Below are 23,060 nucleotides of genomic sequence, written 5' to 3' on the forward strand. Positions count from 1 at the left end.
ATAGAAGGATTTATTATGAAATTATCTAAAAAAACCTTAGTTTTCACAACTACCTTTGCAGCTGCTTTATTAGCAGGCTGTCAAAGCCAATCAAATATTTTAACTTTTGCAACACCAACGCCAACCGCTGTGTTTAATACAAATAATCAAACTGCTGCCGTGAATGTAATGACACAAGACTTACGCACTTCTCGCGAAATTGCAAGCTATATCAAAAATGGCGAACTTATTCGTTTAACCGCTGTGCCTGAAGTAGCCGCAATGTTCCAACAAGCGGTGCAACAAGACCTTAACGCAAAAGGATTCCAAATTGTGCAAGGTGCAGCAAATGCCAATGTAACGGTTAATATTCGCCGATTCTTTGCCACTATTGAACAAGGTAATCTACGCTACAAAGCGGATGCACAAGTCGGTGTTGAAGTCACAGTTCAAGGACCAAAAGGAAATTTCAGCAAAAACTTCAACGCAACACGTGGTTATGAATCTGTATTTAATGCAAATAATGATGAAATCAAAAAAGTCTTAGATCAAGCCTATTCTGACGTTGTGAAAGCGATTTATAACGACAATGAAATCGCAGCTGCAATTCATCAATTCAAATAAGTTATTTTGTAAGCGGTTAAATTCCCTTAGTTTTTTGTAAAATTGAGGGAATTTAACCACTTGTTTTGAGAAGCTAAACATCGCCTACAAAATTTAATTTACTATTCGGGCATTTCCATTTAATACAATCGTAAAAAAATGAATATGCCTTGGATATTTTATATAGATATAAAAATGAGAATCCCAAGAATTTACCACCCAGAGCCGTTGGCAAATCAGCAAACTTGTATGTTAAGTGAAGATGCACTCAATCATATTGGACGAGTGTTGCGAATGAAAGCTGGGGAGCAAATTATTTTATTTGATGGTTCAAACCATATATTTAATGCGACTTTACAAGCGGTCGAAAAAAAGCAAATTATTGCAAAAATCTCTTCCAGTGAATTAGATAATAGGGAATCCAATTTGCCAATTCATTTAGGGCAAGTCATCTCTCGAGGCGATAGAATGGAATTTACCATTCAAAAATCAGTAGAATTGGGCGTAAAAATAATTACGCCACTTTGGTCAGAGCGTTGTGGCGTGAAGCTCAATGATGAACGACAAGATAAAAAACTGCAACAATGGCAAAAAATTGCGATTGCAGCTTGCGAGCAATGTGGGCGAAACGAAATTCCTGAAATTCGCCCGATGATGAAACTCACCGATTGGTGCAAAGAGCAAGATGGAATGCTGAAACTAAATCTTCACCCAAGAGCAAAATATACCATTCGCGAACTGTCAAATGTGCCAAGTTCGGGAGTTCGTTTATTGATTGGCTCAGAAGGGGGATTATCTGCTAAAGAAATTATGATGACAGAAAATGAGGGCTTTACTGAAGTTCTGTTAGGTAAACGTATATTACGCACAGAAACTGCCTCACTTGCTGCAATCACCGCCCTGCAAGTTTGTTTTGGAGACATTTAATACTCATGCTAGAAAATCTACAAGGTAAATTTTTAATTGCCACACCAGAAATGGATGATGATTATTTTGAACGCACCGTTATCTATATTTGTGAACATAATCAGCAAGGGGCAATGGGTGTTGTCATCAATACCCCCACGGATCTTTCAGTGCTAGAATTGATTACCCGAATGGATTTCCAGATGGCAAATCAGCGTGATTATAATAAAGATCAAATGGTGTTAAGCGGCGGACCTGTCAATCAAGATCGTGGTTTTATTATCCACACCAAGACGGAAAATGATTTTATCCATACTTATCCAATCACGGATAAAATTACACTCACCACATCAGGCGATGTATTAAACGCTTTCGGTACGCCAGAATCGCCAGAAAAATTTATTGTTTGTTTAGGCTGTTCAACGTGGAAGGCTAACCAACTTGAGCACGAAATTGCTCAAAATTATTGGATTGTGTCTGAGGCGAATGAAAAAACGTTGTTTGAAACAGGCTATTTAGAGCGGTGGTCAACCGCCTATGAAATGATGGGCATTTCAGGTCTACCAGCTAGAGCGGGAAGAGCCTAATGTCTGAAATATTAATTGCATTTGATTTCGGTACAAATAGCATTGGGTGTGCAGTCGGGCAAAACATTACTGGCACTGCTCAAAGTTTGGGTGCATTCAAAGCCCAAGATGGTATTCCCAAATGGGAAGAAATCGGTAAACTATTGCAAGAATGGAAGCCCGATAGATTAGTCGTTGGTTTACCGTTAAATATGGATGGAACAGAACAGCCTTTAACTCAACGTGCGAGGAAATTTGCCAACCGTTTAAATGGACGTTTTAATTTGCCTGTTGAGTTACAAGACGAACGCTTAACCACGGTTGAGGCAAAAGCTGAAATTTTTTCTCGAGGTGGCTACAAAGCATTAAAAAAGGGAAAAGTGGATTCTATTTCCGCTTGTTTAATTTTAGAAAGTTGGTTTGAAAATCAGTAATTTGCAAAAAAATTACCATTTTTAACCGCTTGTAAAAGGATATTTATGATATTTTCATCTAGTCGCAGCTTAGTTTCAATTGCTGCAAGCATTATTATTTTAGCGGGTATTAAATTATCTAGCGAAATTGTCATACCGTTTCTGCTCGCTCTTTTCATTGCGATAATTTGCTCGCCAATGATTAATTTTATGATGAAGCGGAAAATTCCACTGTGGTTAGCAATTACGCTCTTGCTCGTTGTTATTCTATTAGGCTTTACCTTTTTTGCAGGCATTATTAATAGCTCATTGCAAGAGTTTACTAGCTCAATACCGCAATACAAAACACAGCTATCAACCCGAGTTCGTTCGCTTTTAGTATTTGCTCAAGAATGGAATTTGCCTATTCATATTTCACAAGAAGAACTGATGAGTAAATTTGATCCAAGCTCAATTATGAATTTGGTGAGCTCTTTACTGTTTGGGCTTTCTGGCACATTATCGAATATTTTTGTGGTGTTTTTAATTGTGATCTTTATGCTAATGGAAATGCCCGTGGCTAAATACAAACTGGCTTTAGCCTTGAGTGACGATGATGATTTACGCAATGAAAAAGAGTATATCAATCAGGTGCTAGAAGGTGTGATTGGCTACCTTGGAGTTAAAACATTTTTAAGCTTGCTGACAGGTCTTTTAGTATGGATTTTATTAGAAATATTAGACGTACAATACGCAATTTTATGGGCAATGTTTAGCTTCCTACTTAACTATGTTCCTAATATAGGTTCCGTTTTAGCAGGCATTCCAATTATTATTCAAGCGTTTTTACTTAACGGTCTTTCAATAGGGCTTGGTACATTAATCGGGATTGTTACAATTAATATGATTATAGGCAATGCCCTAGAGCCTCGCTTAATGGGCAAAAAATTAGGGCTTTCAACTCTCGTGGTATTCCTTTCACTACTGTTTTGGGGTTGGCTGCTTGGGGCGGTAGGAATGCTACTTTCTGTTCCTTTAACAATGGCTTGTAAAGTAGCATTAGAGTCAAACAAAAGCACAAAAAAATATGCGGTATTATTCAGTGATTTAGAAGAAGTACCAAGAGGCAAAAAATACCGCTAAATTTGCTTGACGCGACAAAAAGAGTTGCTAAAATCTGCCACTCTTTTTTATTTCTAAAATTAAATAAATAAGATTGTTCGGATGAAGGTAGCTGGAGAGAAATGAATTAACATTTCACCGACGAGGTAAACTCTTTCAGGTGCAGCTTTAATTTTGAGCTGCGAGGACAGTTACTGGACGAACCCTTGGAGAGAGCTGATTAAATATCAGCCGCCGAAGGCGAAAATACAATAATGTGTGAAACGCTCAGGCAAAAGGACAGGGGAGAAAAGTAAAATCTATTTAGTGGTACAGCATTTTTACATTTGCAAAAAATGGCTTGATTTTGACCGCTTGTATTCTAATTCCTGCTTTTCTTTCCTTGTAAGCTATTTTTACGAGGAGTATTTAATGTCATTAGACGCAATTCTTAATCAAATCAACAATATTATTTGGGGAGCTCCACTACTGATTTTAATATCAGGCGTAGGGTTATACTTCACACTTTCACTCAAAGGCATTCAATTAAGTCAACTTGGACGAGCTTTTGTTTATATGTTCAAGCCTGAAAAAGGAAAAGGGCAATCAGGGGATATTTCAGCTTTTGCAGCGCTTTCTACCGCGCTTGCCGCAACTATCGGGACGGGGAACATTGTCGGTGTAGCTACCGCTATTCATTCGGGCGGACCTGGTGCATTATTTTGGATGTGGCTTATTGCACTATTTGGTATGGCAACTAAATACGCTGAAGGCTTGCTTGCGATTAAATATCGTACTAAAGATAAAGCAGGCTTTGTAGCAGGTGGGCCGATGTACTATATTGAATTAGGAATGGGCAAAAAATGGCGTTGGCTTGCTAAAGCCTTTGCCTTTTTCGGTGTACTGGTTGCCCTACTCGGCGTAGGAACATTCCCACAGGTAAACGGCATTACCGCCTCTTTGGAATCTACCTTTGATGTGCCGATTATTTTCAGTGCCATTATTTTAACCTTAGTGGTTGCGGTAATTATTTTAGGGGGCGTGAAACGCATCTCTAAAATTGCAACAATTATCGTACCATTTATGGCGATTGGCTATGTGGTTGCGTCACTCTGTGTGATTTTAATCCACGCCGAGAAAGTACCAGCGGCAATTACCACCATTATTCACGCGGCGTTCAATCCGCAAGCCGCCCTTGGTGGAGCGTTCGGCTTTACCGTAATGCAAGCGATTCAATATGGTGTTGCCCGAGGTATTTTCTCAAACGAATCAGGCCTGGGCTCAGCACCTATCGCTGCCGCAGCAGCCCAAACCAAAGAGCCTGTGCGACAAGGCTTAATTTCAATGACTGGCACGTTTTTAGACACCATTATCGTCTGTACAATGACAGGCTTAGTGATTGTGATTTCAGGGGCGTGGACAACAGATGTAAAAGGGGCGGTTTTAACCACCACTGCCTTCACGCAAGGCTTAGATAGCTCGTTTGGTGCAGTGATTGTCACGCTTGCATTAGTATTTTTCGCATTCACCACCATTCTCGGTTGGTGCTACTACGGCGAACGCTGCTTTGTTTACTTAACCAAAGGCAAAACCCAATTTCTGAAGTTCTACCGTTTGCTGTTTATCGGTTTGATTGCCACTGCCCCATTTTTAAAATTGGATACCATTTGGACGATCGCCGATATTCTCAACGGCCTAATGGCATTCCCAAACCTTATTGCCCTGCTTGCTCTACGCAAAGTGATTTTGGCGGAAACAAAAAATTTCTTCTCTAGGCTGAAAAAAGAGAAATAAACTAAAAAAACGGATAAAATAGAGGGTGTTCTGCCTCTATTTTTTATTTATGAAATTTTTCTACACACTGATTTTTGCTTTATTGCTATCAAGCGCCCACGCAGCCGACCGCTACTTGCAGTGTAAAGTAGTGGGAATTAGTGACGGCGACACCTTAACTTGTCTTTTAAATAAAAGCAAGCTCAAGGTCCGCTTGGTGCATATTGACGCTCCCGAACAGCCTCAGCCCTACGGCAATAGTGCGAAACAAGCCTTGTTAAAATTGGTGTTTCGCAAAAAAGTAACAATTGTGGTAAAAGGCCACGACCACTATCAACGCATCTTAGCAGAAGTTTATTTGCATAATGGGCAAAATGTTAATTTGAAGTTAGTGGAAATGGGAATGGCGTGGGCATATCAATCAGCCAAACCTCAATATGAGCAAGCACAACAACGGGCAAAAACAGCGAGAGTTGGCTTATGGCAAGACAGTTCTCCCCTTCCACCAAGCGAATGGCGAAAACAAAACGTGCCTCAACAAGCGGTCAAAAATCGTAAAAATTTTGCAAATCTACCTAAAGCTATCAACTGCCATAAGAAACTAAAGTGTAATCAAATTAACAATTACGAGCTTGCTAAACGTTACTTTCAACAATGTGGCTGGAAAGCACTAGACGGTAACAATGACGGCATTCCGTGCAATACACTTTATTGGAAATCAAAACGTAAACATTAACTTAACATTCATTCAACGCAATAATTCTATCTGTTGATTGAATGGTAGATTGTCTATGAGTAATAACAATCCTTGTTATATTAATTTGTGAAATAGCTTGATTAACAAGCTTCTCATTCTCTTCATCTAAATGGCTGGTGGCTTCATCCATCAATAGAATTTTTGGCTTTTTATATAAGGCTCGGGCAATAAAAAGCCGCTGGCGTTGTCCTCCGGAGAGGTTATTTCCTAGCTCCCCCAACAGCGTTTCATAGTTCATCGGCATTGCCATAATATCCTCGTGAATATTCGCCAGTTTAGCACATTCCATCGCCCATTCTCTGTCATAGTGATTTTCAAAGCTAACAATATTTTCCAAAATAGAGCCTGAAAAGAATTTATCTTCCTGTAATACACAGGCAATGTGTGTTCGGTAACGGTTTGAACCCATTTGGTGAATATCCATATCGTTAAATAAAAGCATACCTGAAGTCGGTTTTAATAAGCCTGCCATCAATTTTAATAGTGTGGTTTTTCCATAACCTGATGGAGCGGTAATTGCCACACTTTCACCACTATTTATTGTTAAATTCAAATTTTCAATCACATTTTTTGCAAAAGGGTCATATTTAAAGCAGAGATCTTTAATTTCCAATTTAGCTTGTTGATGTTCGTCTAAATCCATTTGATATTTGCTGCTATCTTCAACCTCATTTAAAGCAATATCAGCAATTCGTTCCCGATGAAGTGAAAGGATTTTTAAATTAAAGATAATATCAATCAAATTTCCCATTCGGGAAGAGAAAGAACCTCTATAAGCATTAAAAGCCACAAACATACCTAGCGTCATCACATTTTCAATTACCATAGTAGCTCCAATCCATAAAATCAGAATTTGCTCAATGGTGGAAATAAAGGTATGAATACCTGAAAACAGCATATTAAATTTAGTAACTTTGATAGAGGTATTAAACTCATCGGCATTGAGCGACATCCATTGCTCTTGGCGTTTATTTTCTAACCCTAGTGATTTTAAGGTGGTGATACCATATAAGGTTTCCATAAAATGAGAATGTGCTTTTGCTCCTTTAATAATCTGTTCTTCATTCATTTGGCGGTAAATCAAATAAGTAACCATTCGGAGAATAAAATAGATAAAGGAAAAGGCTAGCACTACCCAAAACAGCCAACCACCATATAGCACCATCATAATAATTAGGCTGATAATCATAATGGTATCAATAATTGTAGCAATAATGCTCGAAGTTAAGGTTTTCTGAATCGTTTTTAATGAACTAAATCGGGAGTGAATATCACCCACTTGGCGTTTTTCAAAGAAATCAAGCGGTAATTTTAATAAATGGGAAAAGAAGCTTGATGTCCACTGAAAATCAATTAAGTAGTTCATTTTCAACGAAATCCAAGCCCTAAACATACTGACGGCAGTTCTGAAGAAAGTAAATAAAAACAAGCCGATACAGATAATCAGCAATAGTGACTGATCTTTAGCGTGCATCACATGATCCATCACTAACTGTATACCTATCGGCATAAGTAATGCGATCAGTTCAATCAGCATAGAAAGAGCAAAAATTTTAACTAATGCCCCTTTAATACCAGAAATACCTTTGAATGTTTCATAGAGGCTAATTGTATTTTCATTTTTCTGCTTTTCAAATTTCACTTCCGACCACACTTCTAATGCCACACCGGTAAAGTGGTTGGAAAATTCGGCACGGGATAATTTTCGTTTACCGAAAGCTGGGTCATGAACCGTGAAATGGGTTTCCGTTACGTGGGTGAGTACAACAAAGTGATTAAAATCCCAATGTAGAATACAAGGTAGACGAAGTTGCGGTACTTCATCTAATTCCAATGAAAGAGGGCGGGTAACAAAGCCACAATCATTAGCAATAGAAATTAAAGTATGTAGCGTGACGCCACGAGAGGAAGTCCCATATTGGCTACGCAGCTCAAAGAGATTGGTACTTTTATCGTAATACCCCAACATCATTGCCAAGCAAGCTAAACCGCATTCTGCCGTTTCGGTTTGTAAAATGACAGGCATTTTTCGCCGAAAGCCGAATTTTAACTGTTCAATGCCTTTCATTATTGCTCCATATTCTTGCTTAGTTGGTACATAGGGAACAGAATCCACTCATAAAGCTTGCGTTTTTCTAAAAACAGCGTGGCTTCGGCTTTCATTCCACTCATAAAATAGAGGGTGGTATCGTGATATTTTACGCTTTGGTCGGCAAGCTCAATTAAAATTTTATAAAGCGGAATACCTTGCTCTAAATTTGCAGGGAGATTTTTATAAAAACTCAGCTCTTGAAGAGAGGCGGGTAAAGTAGAAATTGAGGTGATTTTGCCCTTAAACTGCCCGAATTTTTCAAACGGAAAAGCCTCATAGCGAATATTCACCTCATCGCCTTGTTTAATAAATGAAATGGCACTATTCGGTACCCACATCACTAGCTGATAATTTCCTTTATTCTGTGGCAGAATTTGTGCAAGCGGGTCATTTTCTTTAATAATTTGCCCAACGGTAACGCTAATGCTTTCAATTTTTCCATCAACTGAAGCATTCACAATAATATCTGAAACAGATTCAAATTCCATTAAACGAATGTTTAAATCGCTTTTTTGCATTTCATAGCGAATAATCTGATTATTAAATTCGGTTTTACGGGTTTCAATTTCATTTTCCAAGCTAAGTTGGGTGGATTTTAATTGAATTAATTCTTGCTTTAATTCATTAAAGAGGGATTTTTGTTGAAAATATCGACTCTTCTGAATATTTACTTCATCATAGCTGGAATGCCCTGCTTTTAATAATTTCTCATAACGCTTTACTAAATCGGCATAGTCATTCATTGTTTTTTCAACTTCAACTAAATAAACCTGTTTATCTTGATAAATTTTTTGATTGTTTTTGATCTGATTTTCAAGGCTATTAATGGTTTCTAACTTATTCTTATTTAAAGCTGTGATCGCTTGTTCTGTTGCTTGAATTTGTGATTTCAGAGAAAGAATAGAATTCACATTAATATTGCCACTATGGGTAATTCTGTCTAAGGTAATTTTAAACAAAGGATCACCTTTTTTCACTTGCTGATGAGGCTGAATATAATTTTCGGATATATAACCGGATTTAGGAGCAGAAAGAATAATTGGATGAGCTTGCATTACTAACTCACCAACAACAGTTTCACGGCGGGTATAACTGCCAAAAACAATAAATAAAATAAATGCAGCAAAAATAAAGAAAGAAATGAAAAAGACAAACCAAGCAGGAATTCTGCTAAATAGTACCGCAGTGCTTTTCCATTTTTTTGACTGATATGCAATAGCTTATTTTCTGAACATATAATACCAATTTATACAACTACATTATCATTCTTATTTCTATATACATAAAGATATAATTTTATAAAAAATATAAAGTTAATAAAATAATCATATTAAAAATTTAAACACTACAAGTATAAAATATATCACAATCGTTTTTGAAGAAAACAATAGGCAATCAGAAAGAAAAAAACACAATGTCATAAATAGCCACTCCACACTCGAATGGTAACAATGGATAAACAAATCGGTAAATCATAAAATAAATAAACGCAATATAAATTACAGTAACAAATCTCATAAAACACTCGCAATAAAATTTAGTTACATACATTAATTAATCTTACATCTATACAGACAAGATATATTATTCAATGATTGCCACTTATGAAATAAGGCTTATTCTCTCTTAAACATCTATTATACTCTATTCTTTTCCTAACAGAATCTTTTGCCTTTCCACTTCCATAGGAAAAATAATAACATTCACCATCCTTTTTCTCATATTCTTGATAGTTAACACAAGCAGATAACATTTAAAGGTAATAACGCCCTAAGAATCAATAATAACATCCCATTCACTTATAACCTATATTTATAATTAAAAATAGAGAACAAATAGCTTAACCTAATAAATTATTTTAATATTAGCCTCTATTAGAGGCTAACAAAATAACTATATATGTAAATTCCCACACATTTAACTTAATTTTAGCACACCAATATAAGATAACTGCCAAATAAGCTGGGAAATCTTCTCTCTTTTATCTTCTGATACTTTTTCTAAAATATCATTTAATGAAACTTCCGAACCCTGTTTAAGAGATTTAATAACATCTCCAAACTCTTCGTCAAGAGAAATACCATATCCATTTGAAATTATCTTATTTTCATAACCAAAGTAATGATTTTTGGTTTTAAATGAAATTTTTTGATTTTCCGAAATAGAGTTATATTGATAATTTCCTAAAGTTTCCAAATTAAGTGGCTTTTCAATCCGCTTCTGATCATAAAAATTCTCAATAAATTTGCGATAATTCTCTTTATCTTTAATATATTCTGCTGTGTGTTCTGCCAGCTGTGCTATCAACTCTTTATCTGACTCATAATGCGATAAAGAAGCTCGGGCAATTTCTTTCTCAACCATATTTTGAGATACCCAAGTCAGATAGTTATGAGTATAAGCAGGAAAAATGCCTACAGCTAAATGCACAGTTTCTTCTCCAACAGGAATAGGATCGTGCCACCAGCCACGAGGTAAATAAAGAACATCTCCAGCTTCTAATACAATATCCATATATACATCATCAAGATTAGGAGCATATTCAGGCATATCTTTACTACGATGCATAAACAATGGTTTTTTAAATGTTGGAGTGTGAATAATCCAACGCTTTTTACCCTGCATTTGAACTGCAAAAATATCACGACTATCCAATGGCTTTTAAAAGATCTTTGAGTATTAAACGCAATATATAAACTTGAAAAAATATGACAGCCTGTAAATTGAGCTATCTCTTGAGAGAAGCAATCAACACTTGGTTCATTTACAATACCATTTGCGACTAATGTTGCTCCATCTCTTAAAAAACTATATAAATTTTCCTCTTGAAATTTATAACGAATAGCACCTAGATCATTATATTCTTCTAAATAATCTTTTTTATGAGCCCTTTTCCCTTTATGCATTACCTTAATTGCATCCTCAGAAATTAAATCACAGCGAGGTAATATTTCATTTATTGACTTCCAAGAAAGTAAATCTTTCTGAGATATTGCTCCTTTCATTAAAAGTGGTTTTTTCTCAAAATAGTTTTCACGAAATTCTTGATAAGAAATTGGAAATTGAATTTTCATAATATACTCTCTTATTGATAATCACATCCATCACCATAATCCGAACCTGATTGATTGCAACTCGCCTTTATACCAATACTATTTTTGATACCTTGAGAAGTACTTTTATACAAGCCCTCCCCCATACCACCACCTAAAGCAGATAAAGTTGACACTGTCACCGCACCAGCTTTCATTGTTGCTCCAATACCGCCACCAATAGCCCCACCTATAGCTGATGCTCCCAAACTCTCCCAAGTCATTTTTTACCCAGAAATCATACTATTCCCAACATAATATGCAGCTCCAGCAACAGCTCCTACAATAACAGGTGCAAAGCCTGCCGAAACAAATTGGCAATCCTCAATTTTTAACTCTTTCATAAGAGATATTCCTCTATAATGTTTATAATTACAACAAATACTATTAGAACTATAGCCTCAATAACATCTTGTACATTTTTATTTTTTACAATCTTCTTTACAAGAAGAATAGACACAATTCTTGATAATATGAATGGGATAATCAATATAAGTAATATTTTTTCAAAAATCATATTTATCTAGCCGTATAAACTAAAATACTAGTGGTAGGGTGGTATAATTTAGTTCCCACATATGATGCAATACCAGCACCAGCCCACCACAAAAAAGGGGCTATGCCTCCATATATTATTTCACAATCCTTAATACTAAGATCTTTCATTTTCTCTCCTCTTATTTATTTTTAAATAAAATAGCTCTTATATGTCCCAAGTAAAATTATTATAAATAAATATATTATTATTTGGCATTTGTCATTTTTTTCCTTACTCATATCTAACTTACTAAGCAACAGTACATCTACAACTTTCACAAAAATAACAGGCAATACTATAACTAATATCAAAATAGAAAAATCCACCATACTCTCTCCATTAAAGTATTTCAACCTACTTTATACATTACTTTAATTGCATCTTCAGAAAGTAAATCACAACGAGGTAATACTTCATTTATCGCTTTCCAAGAAAGCAAATCTTGCGGATCTATAGCACCTTTCATTAAAAGTGGTTGCTTCTCAAAATAATTTTCACGAAATTCTTGATAAGAAATTGGAAATTGAATTTTCATTTTATCTCCTTAATCTTGGTAATATGTACCATCACCACAATCGTAGTTTGAGCCAGATTGGTTATTATTCGTTCTACCTGGAACTCCAAACGTAGGCTTTATTGGTAAAGATGATGGAATTAATTCTTTTACACCGCTAGGTAAAGAATTTTCATGTATTGTAATAGGTAGGCTCCTCGCTAAATCAAGGGCTAAATTAACAGAAGTACTTGATAAACCGCCTAAAGCCCCCCCCTCTTGCAAACCCTGTAGCAAAAGCAACGCCATAAGATACAAGATCTGGTTGATTAGCCTTATTTTCAGAATTCCCTCCAACTACTAAGCTTAATTGTAAAATTGATAGTTCTTTCATTTCATTCTCCCTTTAATCTAATTCTGATCACAAAAACCAATATTAAAAATAATTCTAAAAATAATACTATACTTACAACATCTTCCACAATATATAAAACATTAAGTTCCTTCATATATCCATCTTTTATAAAAAAGAAAAAATTAGACAGCATCGAAAAAAACAAAACCTTCCATATAGTTTTTTTCATAAAAAAATAAAGACTATTATTTGCTGACATACAAATATCCTTATATACAAAAGGAAGCAAAATACTTGATGTAAAAAACAATACTTTAAGATACATAAAAACCTCACATACAAACATATTACAGCATTAAATATAAAACTAAAAACTCAGCAAAAATAAACGTCACACTTTTAACAAAAAAGTGACTATTTTCTTAAAATAATTAAAAAATAATATTCCAAAATAAAAATAAGCAACATGCACATTAAAAAATGATGATATTATTAAAGATATACAATATATAAAAATATAAAACAAAAACATATTTATGATTTTATTCGCATTTTTAAAAAATGAGTTCATATAACCTCCCTTAGGTTAAAATAAATAGAATATATTTCAGAGCATTCTAAAAAAATATAGATTATCTTATTCTTTTCATACGTTAGTAACGTTTATTTTTTACCCCTCCAAATAGACCATATTTTTTATATGGATTTTATAAAAACAATTTTATTAGTCAACAACAATTTAACAGGAAGTTAACAAAATAAATCCTTTTATTTCTTGAAATGCTTCTTATCTCAAAACATTTCTTTATAATAAGTGCTTTCTTGTTAACTAAATTTTCAAAAAAATCCTAGGAATTAACTTATGCCTAACGCCCTATTCCGTACCCACTTCCCCTTTTTTGAAAAATCGGATGGTTGGACATATTTAGACTCTGCCGCCACAACCCTAAAGCCTAATGTACTTATTCAAGCAACAAGTGAGTTTTACTCCTCTGCGGGTTCAGTGCATCGCAGTCAGTACGATTTACCACAAACGGAACAATATGAACTGGCTCGTGATTTAGTTGCAAAACGCTTCAATGTAGAAACTTGTGAAGCAGTGATTTGGACGAGTGGCACAACCCAAAGTATCAATATAGTCGCTTATGGCTTAGAACATCGAATTAAGCAAGGTGATGAAATTGTGATTTCGGTGGCAGAACATCACGCCAATTTTATTCCTTGGCAGCAACTGGCAGAACGTACCAGGGCAAAACTTATTGTGTTACCGCTTAATGACAAATATCAAATTGAGCCTGAAGCACTTAAAAATGCGTTATCGAAAAAAACCAAAATCGTTGCCTTTAATTTGGTTTCCAATGTTACAGGCGTTCGCCAAGCGGCAGAGCAACTTATTCCGATGATTCGCCAATATTCTTCCGCTAAAGTTATGTTGGATATAGCTCAAGCGGTGTGCTGCGAACAAGTTGATGTGCAAAAACTTGGTGCTGATTTTTACGCCTTTTCCGCACACAAAATGTATGGACCAAACGGTGTGGGCGTACTAACAGGTAAATTGCAAAGTTTGGAGCAAATTCGACCGCTTGTATTTGGCGGAAAAATGTTGAAAAACATTACGGAAGATGAGCTGATTGTGGCAGATTTGCCTTATCGTTTAGAGGCTGGCACGCCAAATATTGCGGGCATTATTGGTTTTGGACAAGTGCTGGCTTGGTTGCAAAATTTCGATCTTTCAAGGCTCAATAATCCGCTTTATGCGTTAGCGGAATACACCCGCAAGCGGTTAAATTCTTATCAAAATGTGCAAATTATCGGGCAACAAAATACGCCAACCATTAGCTTTATCATTGAAAATCAGCACCCTGCTGATATTGCCGCTTTTCTTACTCAACGTCGGATTGCTATCCGCCAAGGTGAACATTGTGCGAAACCTTATTTGCGTTATTTACAAGAAAGTGGCACGCTTCGCCTTTCTCTGGCTCATTACAATACAAAAGAAGATATTGAGCATTTTTTCAACGCTTTAGATTTAGCGTTGGAAATTTTACAATAAAGCTAAGCTAAATCAAAAAATACACATTTTTTAGTAGAATGAAAAGGCTGAATATTGTAATCTTTACCTCAGTTTTCATTTTAAATTTAATTTATCAACAAGGTGTTTTTAAATGAGTAAAAAAATCAAAAAAATCGCGGTATTAACCAGTGGCGGAGATGCACCAGGAATGAATGCTGCCATTCGTGGCGTGGTGCGTTCAGCGTTAAATGAAGGCTTAACTGTTTGTGGTATTCAAGATGGTTACTACGGGCTTTATCACGATAAAGTCCTTCCACTTGATAGACACTCCGTGTCAGAAACGATTAACCGTGGCGGTACATTTTTAGGTTCAGCACGCTTTCCTGATTTCAAACGCCCCGAAGTTCGTAAAAAATGTGTTGAAACATTAAAAAAATATAATATTGATGCATTAGTGGTCATTGGCGGCGATGGCTCTTATATGGGCGCGAAACTCTTAACTGAAGAGTTTGGTTATCCGTGTATTGGGATTCCAGGTACAATTGATAATGATATTGTGGGTACCGACTATACGATTGGTTATCAAACCGCATTAGAAACCGCATTAGCTGCAATTGACCGCCTACGTGATACATCAAGCTCTCATCAACGTATTTCAATTGTAGAAATTATGGGCCGCCATTGCGGTGATTTAACCCTGAGTGCGGCACTTGCTGGTGGTTGTGAATATGTGATCGTACCAGAAAAAGGGCTAGACAAAGATGCATTAATGAAAAGCATTGAAGATGGATTCCGCAAAGGAAAACGCCACTCTATTATTGCAATTACTGAATTAATGACGGATGTTCACGCACTGGCAAAAGAGATCGAAGCTCGCTTTGGTAATGAAACCCGAGCAACGGTGTTAGGCCATATTCAACGTGGTGGCACACCTTGTGCATTCGACCGTATTTTAGCCTCCCGTATGGGCGTTTATGCCGTAGAATTATTGCTTCAAGGTTTTGGTGGCCACTGCGTGGGTATCCAAAATGAACAATTAGTTCACCACGATATTATTGATGCGATTAATAATATGCGTCGTCCGTTTAAAGAGGAATTATACGAGACCTCTAGAAAATTATTCTAACACTCCTTAAAATTTTAAAGGCGACTAAAACTAAAATGGTCGCCTTTTTATATTCAAATGTAAGGATTAATGATGTTAAAAGATAAACCCGTGATATCCAACCAACATGGTGCATTAGCAATGGCTATTTTGCCTTTTCTTTATGCCGTAATAAAAAATGGTTTTATGACTTTACACATATTCTTTGGACTTTCTTGGTTATCACTCTATTTTTTCTCTTACCCATTTCTTTCTCTATTTAGCAAAAAAACCACTGAACGCAATAAAAAATGGGCAAAAATTTATTTTGCTTTAAGCTTATTCTTTGCTCTGCCTGTGATTTATCAACAACCTGCTATTTTGCAATTTTTAATCATAATTCTACCGCTTGGATTGATTCAAGTTTACTTTGCAAAACAAAAAGATGAACGGAATTTATGGAATGATATTGCAGGAATTTTAATCTTTGGGGTAATAGGAATGGCAGCGTCTTATCTTGTGACGTCGCAATATCACATTGAGGTTTTACTCCACCCTACACTCTTTTTTATAGCCACCACTTTCTATGTAAAAAGTATGGTACGAGAGCGTAAAAACCCGATTTATATGGAGATCAGCATTGCAACACACTTATTGTTAGCGATAACTTATAGCCTAGTCTCACTACAAGCGCTCTTTTTTGCTTATTTAATTGCAACTGTTCGTGCCATTATTGTGCCAAGTTTAGGGTTAAACGTAAAACAAATTGGAATGTTAGAATTTCCTGTTATGCTGATTTTTTTCATTGCTTTAATATTATAATTTAACCTATAAAAAAACCTCTGGGTTCTTCCAGAGGTTTTTTTATTATTCTTATTGTGCAGCTTGTTGGATTTTATCGCCAGCTTTCTCAACGTCCTTGCCAACACCATCAACTGTATTACATGCTGTTAAAAAAGTTGCACTTGCTAAAATTGCTAATACTAATTTTTTCATAAAACGCTCCTTATTTTTTTGTTTGTTATGAAAACGGCTTCAATATAACAATTTTAAATTACAAAAGCAACACTCTAAATTAATAATCTAATTCATCTTTATAAAGCTTATAATCCTCTTTTAATACTTGAAGTAATTCAACAAAATCATCTGGTAACGGAGCGTGCCATTCCATTAATTCACCTGTAATTGGGTGCTCTAAGCGTAACATAATCGCGTGTAATGCTTGGCGTTGAAAACTGCGTAAAGTCGCTAAAAATGCCTCACTTGCTCCTTTCGGTGGGCGAGGTCTGCCACCATATAGTTGATCGCCTAATAATGGGTGAGCAATATGAGCCATATGGACACGAATTTGGTGAGTACGCCCTGTTTCTAAGCGTAAACGCAGCCGAGTGTAGTTACGAAAACGCTCCATAATACGATAATGCGTTACCGCAGGCTTCCCCATTGGATGTACCGCCATTGCTATGCGTTTTGTAGAATGACGAGCCATTGGCTCATCTACTTTACCACCTTGAGTCATAATACCACTTGCCACTGCTTCATACTCACGAGTAATACGGCGTTTTTGCAATGCTGTAACTAAATGCGTTTGAGCTGGGATATTTTTTGCCACCACCATTAAACCTGTTGTATCTTTATCTAAACGATGCACAATACCTGCTCGTGGCACTTCAGCAATAGGTGGATAATAATGTAACAACGCATTCAATACGGTTCCATCTGGATTGCCAGCTCCTGGGTGAACCACCAACTCTTTCGGTTTATTGATGACAATAATATCGTCATCTTCATATACAATATTGAGTGGAATATCTTGTGGCTCAAAGCGAATTTCTTCCTCAATTTCCGCACTGATTTCAACAGTTTCACCACCAAATACCTTCTCTCGTGCCTTATTGACAATATTGCCGTTTACCTTAACTAAATCACTTTCAATCCATACTTTAATGCGTGAGCGTGAATAGTCTGAAAAAAGTTGTGCTAACGCTTGATCTAAACGAGCACCTAATAAATCTGCAGTAATTTCTGCTGTCAAAATCTTTTGTTGAGTAGTCATTAAAATATAAATCCTAATTAGTCATTTGCTTACTTGCGTGATGTTATATAAAATAGCGAGATGAACTTCATAAGTTATTCTTAGTCTGAGGCTATTGTACATTAACTTTTTGTTTCAGACACTTCATTATAGGTAAAACATATGCGTAAATTTAAAACTCTTGCCACATTAGCATTAGCAGGACTTGTTGTGGGCTGCTCAAGTTCTAATAAAGACATCGAACAATCCAGTGCTCAAGATCTTTATAACAAAGGGCAAACCTATTTACAAAATGGCGATTATAATTCTGCTATTCGTTATTTAGAAGGAATGGGGGCTAAAGGTTTTCAATATTCAGGCTTGGGTGAACAAGCTCAATTAAGTTTAATTTATGCACAGTATAAAGTCGGCGAATATTATAAAGCGTTAGATGCTGCAGAACGTTTTGCTCGCACTTATCCAAATGCGGCGAATATGGATTATGTATTTTATCTTGCAGGCCTTTCAAATGCACGTTTAGGTGACAATTTTATGCAAGATTTCTTTAAGGTAAACAGAGCCTCTCGTGCGGTAGTGAATGTCCGTAATGCTTACGGCAATTTCCAAACTATCGTTAAACACTATCCACAAAGCCAATACGCACAAGATGCCCAAAACTGGATGAACTATTTATTCAACCGTTTAGCAGAACACGAATTATCTATTGTGAAATTCTACAACAAACGAAAAGCTTATGTTGCTGTCGTAAACCGCGTAGAAGAAATGTTACGTTTCTACCCAAATACTGAAGCAACTAAAAATGCACTCCCTTATTTAAAAGAAGCATTTGGACAAATAGGTATTCAAGATTCTCAGCAAAAAACGGAGCTATTAATTAAAGAATACGAGAATAAAACGCTACCAATCCCGACAAAACCTGAATATGGCGAACAATTCTAATTAAAAATAATAGAATATTAGGGGCGAGTTCGCCCCTTTTGGCTTTCTGACTTATTTAAGCTTACTAGGAAATTATGCGAATTTTAGGTATTGAAACCTCTTGTGATGAAACTGGCGTTGCTATTTATGATGGAAAAAAAGGCTTAGTAGCAAACCAGCTTTATAGCCAAATTGATCTGCACGCTGATTACGGTGGTGTTGTGCCCGAACTTGCCTCTCGGGATCATATACGCAAAACACTTCCGTTAATCCAAGCAGCTTTAAAAGAAGCCAATCTTCAGCCTTGTGATATTGACGGTATTGCCTATACGGCAGGTCCTGGTTTAGTTGGTGCATTATTAGTAGGTTCAACTATTGCTCGCTCTCTAGCTTATGCCTGGAATGTGCCAGCCCTTGGTGTACATCATATGGAGGGGCATTTGCTCGCCCCAATGTTAGAAGAAAATGCCCCCCAATTCCCTTTTATAGCATTGCTTATTTCTGGTGGGCATACTCAATTAGTCAAAGTTGAAGGCGTAGGTCAATATGAACTTTTAGGCGAATCGATTGATGATGCGGCAGGCGAAGCCTTTGATAAAACAGGTAAATTATTAGGCTTAGATTACCCCGCTGGAGTAGCACTATCTAAGCTTGCCGAGTCTGCTACCCCTAATCGTTTTAAATTTCCACGCCCAATGACAGATAGGCCAGGCTTAGATTTTAGCTTCTCAGGTTTAAAAACATTTGCCGCCAATACTATTAGGGCGAATCTCAATAAAAATGGCGAGTTAGAAGAACAAACTCGTTGTGATATTGCTCACGCATTCCAACAAGCAGTTGTGGATACTATTTTAATCAAATGCAAACGAGCATTAGAGCAAACTGGTTATAAACGCCTAGTAATGGCTGGTGGCGTAAGTGCTAATAAACAGCTTCGAGCTGATATGGCTGATATGATGAAAAAACTAAAAGGCGAAGTTTTTTATCCTCGCCCGCAGTTTTGTACTGATAATGGTGCAATGATTGCCTACACAGGTTTTTTACGTTTAAAAAGTGGTGAACGCACTGATTTAAGTATTAGCGTAAAACCACGCTGGCCAATGACAGAACTACCCAGAATGAAATAGACTTCAAGCGGTCAGATTTCTTTAAACTTTTTCAAAAATTTAAAGAAATCTGACCGCTTGCAACATATGAATATTAGATAACCCTATCATAAAATTGATGACTTTCAATAACCTACATTAAGATTTAAGGACAGAAAATGAACATAGCACAATTCCATCAAGCCGTAGAGCACGTTTGGCAACAAATTGAAGAGAAAATTGATGATGAAGGTTTATCGATTGATACCGAGATTCAAGGTGCCGTTTGTACTTTAACTTTTGATGATAAATCACAGATCATTATCAATAAACAAGAGGCTATGCTAGAGTTATGGCTTGCCAGTAAATTAGGTGGTATTCACTTTAAAAATGTTGATGGCGAATGGGTAACCGATGAAGGAAATACTTTCTGGCAACATTTAGAAGAGGCTTTTATTCGACATGGCGAAACCGTTTCTTTCTAATAACTGAATTTAGGATGCACCACCTGCATCCTTTTAATCACATTTGCTAACAATACTTGCAAATTTTTCCTCAAAATAAACCGCTTGCAGGCACACGCTGTGCTTCTTGCATATAATAAAATAATGAACACTACCGCAATTTCTGTTTTAAATAATGTCTTTGGCTATCAAAAGTTCCGAGACGGGCAAGAAGAAGTGATTAATGCTGTCTTGGAAAATCGTGATTGCCTTGTGATTATGACAACTGGCGGTGGAAAATCCCTTTGCTATCAAGTACCTGCACTTTGTTTGGAAGGGATTACTCTTGTTATTTCACCACTGATTTCTTTAATGAAAGACCAAGTGGATCAACTGATTACTCACGGCATTGAAGCAGCTTATCTAAATTCCACTCAAATGCTTGAAGAGCAGCAATTAGTAGAACAAAAAGCCCTATCGGGACAGTTAAAATTGCTTTATCTTTCTCCTGAAAAAGTGATGACTCAAGGCTTTTTCCACTTTATTTCACTCTGTAAAATTAGTTTTATTGCGGTAGATGAAGCCCATTGCGTTTCTCAATGGGGGCACGATTTTCGTCCTGAATACACACTACTTGGCAGATTGAGAAATACGTTTCCTAGCGTGCCATTAATGGCATTAACTGCAACGGCTGACCCAACAACACGAGCAGATATTCTATACCATTTACGCCTACATTCTCCTCATATCTATCTAGGCAGCTTTGATCGCCCCAATATTCGCTATACGGTACAAGAAAAATTTAAGCCCCTTGAACAACTACTAAAATTTATCAATAAACAGCAAGGAAAAAGTGGCATTATTTATTGTAATAGCCGTAAAAAAGTGGAAGAGATTACGGAAAAACTCTCCTCACGAAATATCAGTGTTATGGGTTATCACGCAGGAATGAGTTTTGAGCAGCGAGAATTCGTACAGAATGCCTTCCAACGAGATGATATTCAAATTGTAGTCGCAACTATCGCCTTTGGTATGGGAATTAATAAATCGAATGTGCGTTTTGTCATACATTTTGATTTACCTCGATCGATTGAATCTTATTATCAAGAAACAGGCAGAGCTGGACGAGATGATCTCCCTTCCGAAGCTATGCTTTTTTACGATCCAAGCGATTATAGCTGGTTACAAAAAATCCTCTTAGAAGAGCCTGAGAGCGAACAACGAGATATTAAACAGCATAAATTACAAGCTATCGGAGAATTTGCCGAATCGCAAACCTGTCGCCGATTAGTCTTGCTTAATTATTTTGGCGAACACAAACAAGAAGATTGTAAAAACTGTGATATTTGCCTAGATCCGCCTCAAAAATATGATGGATTACTTGATGCCCAAAAAGTAATGTCGGTGATTTACCGAACAGGACAAATCTTTGGTCAACACCATATTATTGCCGTATTGCGAGGAATGAATAATCTGAAAATTCGTGAACACAACCACGAACAACTTTCAGTTTATGGTATCGGAAAAGAGCAAAGCCAGCACTATTGGCAAAATGTGGTACGACAACTGATTCACTTAGGGCTGATTTATCAAAATATTGCGAACCATTCGGCTCTCCAATTAACCGAAAGCGCCAGACCTTTCTTACGTGGTGAAAAAACATTACAACTCGCATTACCACGTCTGGGTATTTCAACCACTACATTTATGCAAAAACAAGCGAGTCACCGTTATGACAAAGATCTTTTCGCTCGTCTTCGTTTCTTGCGTAAACAAATTGCCGATAAAGAAAATATTCCGCCTTATATTGTCTTTAATGATGCGACACTACAGGAAATGGCGGAATTTTTACCCGCCTCAAAAATCGAGATGCTTGAAATAAATGGCGTTGGGGAACGAAAATTTGAACGATTTGGCCAAGCATTTATGGCATTAATCAAAGAACATCAAAACAACCGAAAATAGGCACTAAGTCCGCGTTTATTATTGCATACACATTGAAAATGCTATAGAATTTGCACGCTTATCTGTTTTTTGTACTGCAAAAACAGACACTATGAAAAACTATTTATCCGCTTTACAAGCGGTCAAAAAAGCAATATTTTTTGCATATTGGTTTTGCTAATGACGCTGATGTAGGCCAATATCTCAAGATTGTAAATAAATTTAACAGAAGGAATAAGGCTATTAAACCTGTAAAACGTGTTCAAACAAATCGCGCCCATCGTCTTAATGATGAAATTCGTGGAGTGAAAGAAGTTCGCTTAACTGATGAAAATGGCGAACAAGTTGGTATCGTATCTATTCAAGAAGCATTAAGTCGTGCTGAAGAAGCGGCATTAGACTTAGTGGAAATCAGCCCAAATGCTGAGCCTCCAGTTTGCCGTATTATGAACTACGGTAAATTTATCTACGAAAAAGAAAAAGCCGCAAAAGAACAGAAGAAAAAACAAAAAGTCGTGCAAATCAAGGAAATCAAATTCCGTCCAGGTACGGATGATGGCGACTATAACGTTAAAATGCGTAGTATCGTACGATTCTTGGAAGACGGCGATAAAGTGAAAATTACCGTACGTTTCCGCGGACGTGAGATGGCTCACCAGGAGATCGGTATGGAAGTATTAGAGCGAGTGAAAGCCGATACTGCTGAAATTGCAATGGTGGAATCCGCACCAGGTAAATTGGAAGGTCGCCAAGCGGTAATGGTGATTGCACCGAAGAAAAAATAATTTACTTACTCAATTTGTTCTTGCATAACACGGGCAGTTCCTATAAAATCTGTCCGTTTTTCAATTTGAAAAACCAAAGCAAACAGGCATACTCAGCAGCCTGAT

General features: G+C 36.6%; 24 protein-coding genes and 1 riboswitch. Of the genes, 15 read left to right on the forward strand and 9 right to left on the reverse strand.

The features are described 5' to 3' along the window. The first annotated feature begins 15 nt into the window (after nt 1–15). From HV560_RS08950 to HV560_RS08980, 7 genes are all read left to right on the forward strand, one after another. Nucleotides 16–603, forward strand: coding sequence for a YajG family lipoprotein (locus HV560_RS08950; protein WP_159630588.1), 588 nt, complete (start codon nt 16–18; stop codon nt 601–603). A gap of 174 nt (nt 604–777) precedes the next feature. Beyond that, the gene (gene rsmE, locus HV560_RS08955; protein ID WP_176812685.1) at nt 778–1,509 is read left to right on the forward strand and encodes a 16S rRNA (uracil(1498)-N(3))-methyltransferase; all 732 of its coding nucleotides are present in this window, start codon (nt 778–780) and stop codon (nt 1,507–1,509) included. A gap of 5 nt (nt 1,510–1,514) precedes the next feature. Next, nucleotides 1,515–2,075 carry a YqgE/AlgH family protein gene (locus HV560_RS08960; protein ID WP_176810186.1) on the forward strand — a complete coding sequence of 187 codons (561 nt, stop codon included), beginning with the start codon at nt 1,515–1,517 and terminating at the stop codon, nt 2,073–2,075. Next, complete coding sequence (ruvX, locus tag HV560_RS08965) at nt 2,075–2,488, forward strand: Holliday junction resolvase RuvX (RefSeq protein WP_176812686.1); 414 nt, start codon at nt 2,075–2,077, stop codon at nt 2,486–2,488. Before HV560_RS08960 ends, ruvX begins: the two co-directional genes overlap by 1 nt. Nucleotides 2,489–2,533: 45 nt before the next feature. Next, a complete protein-coding gene (locus tag HV560_RS08970; RefSeq protein WP_159630596.1) occupies nt 2,534–3,589 on the forward strand; it encodes an AI-2E family transporter in 1,056 nt (351 codons plus the stop codon). A gap of 175 nt (nt 3,590–3,764) precedes the next feature. Next, nucleotides 3,765–3,861: riboswitch (glycine riboswitch) on the forward strand. 118 nt (nt 3,862–3,979) lie between these two features. Further along, the gene (locus HV560_RS08975; RefSeq protein WP_176812687.1) at nt 3,980–5,341 is read left to right on the forward strand and encodes an alanine/glycine:cation symporter family protein; all 1,362 of its coding nucleotides are present in this window, start codon (nt 3,980–3,982) and stop codon (nt 5,339–5,341) included. 49 nt (nt 5,342–5,390) lie between these two features. Beyond that, on the forward strand, nt 5,391–6,056 hold the full coding sequence (locus HV560_RS08980) for a thermonuclease family protein (RefSeq protein WP_176812688.1): 666 nt from the start codon (nt 5,391–5,393) through the stop codon (nt 6,054–6,056). A gap of 1 nt (nt 6,057) precedes the next feature. Here the strand turns inward: HV560_RS08980 and HV560_RS08985 are convergent, their stop codons facing one another. The 7 genes from HV560_RS08985 to HV560_RS09015 all read right to left on the reverse strand — a co-directional run bounded on the left by HV560_RS08985 (nt 6,058) and on the right by HV560_RS09015 (nt 12,686). Further along, on the reverse strand, nt 6,058–8,145 hold the full coding sequence (locus tag HV560_RS08985) for a peptidase domain-containing ABC transporter (RefSeq protein WP_176812859.1): 2,088 nt from the start codon (nt 8,143–8,145) through the stop codon (nt 6,058–6,060). Further along, entirely contained in the window at nt 8,145–9,224 is a 1,080-nt protein-coding gene (locus HV560_RS08990; RefSeq protein ID WP_475440166.1) for an HlyD family secretion protein, read from the reverse strand. Before HV560_RS08990 ends, HV560_RS08985 begins: the two co-directional genes overlap by 1 nt. Nucleotides 9,225–10,086: 862 nt before the next feature. Next, nucleotides 10,087–10,773 (reverse strand): JmjC domain-containing protein, encoded by a 687-nt coding sequence (locus tag HV560_RS10480; RefSeq protein ID WP_337790853.1) that lies wholly within the window; start codon nt 10,771–10,773, stop codon nt 10,087–10,089. Beyond that, nucleotides 10,668–11,243, reverse strand: a complete 576-nt coding sequence (locus tag HV560_RS10485) for a hypothetical protein (protein ID WP_337790773.1) — start codon at nt 11,241–11,243, stop codon at nt 10,668–10,670. Before HV560_RS10485 ends, HV560_RS10480 begins: the two co-directional genes overlap by 106 nt. An 11-nt stretch (nt 11,244–11,254) precedes the next feature. Then, nucleotides 11,255–11,485, reverse strand: a complete 231-nt coding sequence (locus tag HV560_RS09005; protein WP_142778313.1) for a hypothetical protein — start codon at nt 11,483–11,485, stop codon at nt 11,255–11,257. Between the two features lie 663 nt (nt 11,486–12,148). Then, entirely contained in the window at nt 12,149–12,334 is a 186-nt protein-coding gene (locus tag HV560_RS09010) for a hypothetical protein (RefSeq protein ID WP_176810190.1), read from the reverse strand. A 196-nt stretch (nt 12,335–12,530) separates the two neighbouring features. Next, nucleotides 12,531–12,686 (reverse strand): hypothetical protein, encoded by a 156-nt coding sequence (locus HV560_RS09015; RefSeq protein WP_176812690.1) that lies wholly within the window; start codon nt 12,684–12,686, stop codon nt 12,531–12,533. A gap of 823 nt (nt 12,687–13,509) precedes the next feature. Here HV560_RS09015 and HV560_RS09020 point away from each other — a divergent pair. From HV560_RS09020 to HV560_RS09030, 3 genes are all read left to right on the forward strand, one after another. Then, nucleotides 13,510–14,700, forward strand: coding sequence for an aminotransferase class V-fold PLP-dependent enzyme (locus HV560_RS09020; protein WP_176810191.1), 1,191 nt, complete (start codon nt 13,510–13,512; stop codon nt 14,698–14,700). Nucleotides 14,701–14,812: 112 nt separating this feature from the next. Continuing rightward, a complete protein-coding gene (gene pfkA, locus HV560_RS09025) occupies nt 14,813–15,787 on the forward strand; it encodes a 6-phosphofructokinase (RefSeq protein ID WP_176808744.1) in 975 nt (324 codons plus the stop codon). A 72-nt stretch (nt 15,788–15,859) separates the two neighbouring features. Continuing rightward, the gene (locus tag HV560_RS09030) at nt 15,860–16,567 is read left to right on the forward strand and encodes a YwiC-like family protein (protein WP_176812860.1); all 708 of its coding nucleotides are present in this window, start codon (nt 15,860–15,862) and stop codon (nt 16,565–16,567) included. Between the two features lie 51 nt (nt 16,568–16,618). On the opposite strand, the gene HV560_RS09035 is transcribed toward HV560_RS09030, so the two are convergent. Both HV560_RS09035 and rluD read right to left on the reverse strand, forming a co-directional pair. Next, nucleotides 16,619–16,741 carry an entericidin A/B family lipoprotein gene (locus tag HV560_RS09035; protein ID WP_159630616.1) on the reverse strand — a complete coding sequence of 41 codons (123 nt, stop codon included), beginning with the start codon at nt 16,739–16,741 and terminating at the stop codon, nt 16,619–16,621. Between the two features lie 79 nt (nt 16,742–16,820). Beyond that, nucleotides 16,821–17,801 (reverse strand): 23S rRNA pseudouridine(1911/1915/1917) synthase RluD, encoded by a 981-nt coding sequence (rluD, locus tag HV560_RS09040; RefSeq protein ID WP_176808745.1) that lies wholly within the window; start codon nt 17,799–17,801, stop codon nt 16,821–16,823. A gap of 141 nt (nt 17,802–17,942) precedes the next feature. Here rluD and HV560_RS09045 point away from each other — a divergent pair, with 141 nt between their 5' ends. The 5 genes from HV560_RS09045 to infC all read left to right on the forward strand — a co-directional run bounded on the left by HV560_RS09045 (nt 17,943) and on the right by infC (nt 22,955). Next, nucleotides 17,943–18,719, forward strand: a complete 777-nt coding sequence (locus tag HV560_RS09045; protein WP_176812691.1) for an outer membrane protein assembly factor BamD — start codon at nt 17,943–17,945, stop codon at nt 18,717–18,719. Between the two features lie 74 nt (nt 18,720–18,793). Further along, complete coding sequence (tsaD, locus tag HV560_RS09050; protein ID WP_176808747.1) at nt 18,794–19,825, forward strand: tRNA (adenosine(37)-N6)-threonylcarbamoyltransferase complex transferase subunit TsaD; 1,032 nt, start codon at nt 18,794–18,796, stop codon at nt 19,823–19,825. 137 nt (nt 19,826–19,962) lie between these two features. Then, nucleotides 19,963–20,268 carry an iron donor protein CyaY gene (gene cyaY / locus HV560_RS09055; protein ID WP_159630624.1) on the forward strand — a complete coding sequence of 102 codons (306 nt, stop codon included), beginning with the start codon at nt 19,963–19,965 and terminating at the stop codon, nt 20,266–20,268. Between the two features lie 123 nt (nt 20,269–20,391). Then, on the forward strand, nt 20,392–22,191 hold the full coding sequence (gene recQ / locus HV560_RS09060) for a DNA helicase RecQ (protein WP_176808748.1): 1,800 nt from the start codon (nt 20,392–20,394) through the stop codon (nt 22,189–22,191). Between the two features lie 140 nt (nt 22,192–22,331). After that, on the forward strand, nt 22,332–22,955 hold the full coding sequence (gene infC / locus HV560_RS09065) for a translation initiation factor IF-3 (RefSeq protein ID WP_434803506.1): 624 nt from the start codon (nt 22,332–22,334) through the stop codon (nt 22,953–22,955). The last annotated feature ends 105 nt before the right edge of the window (nt 22,956–23,060 follow it).

This window comes from Mannheimia pernigra, from assembly GCF_013377995.1.
GTDB lineage: Bacteria > Pseudomonadota > Gammaproteobacteria > Enterobacterales > Pasteurellaceae > Mannheimia > Mannheimia pernigra.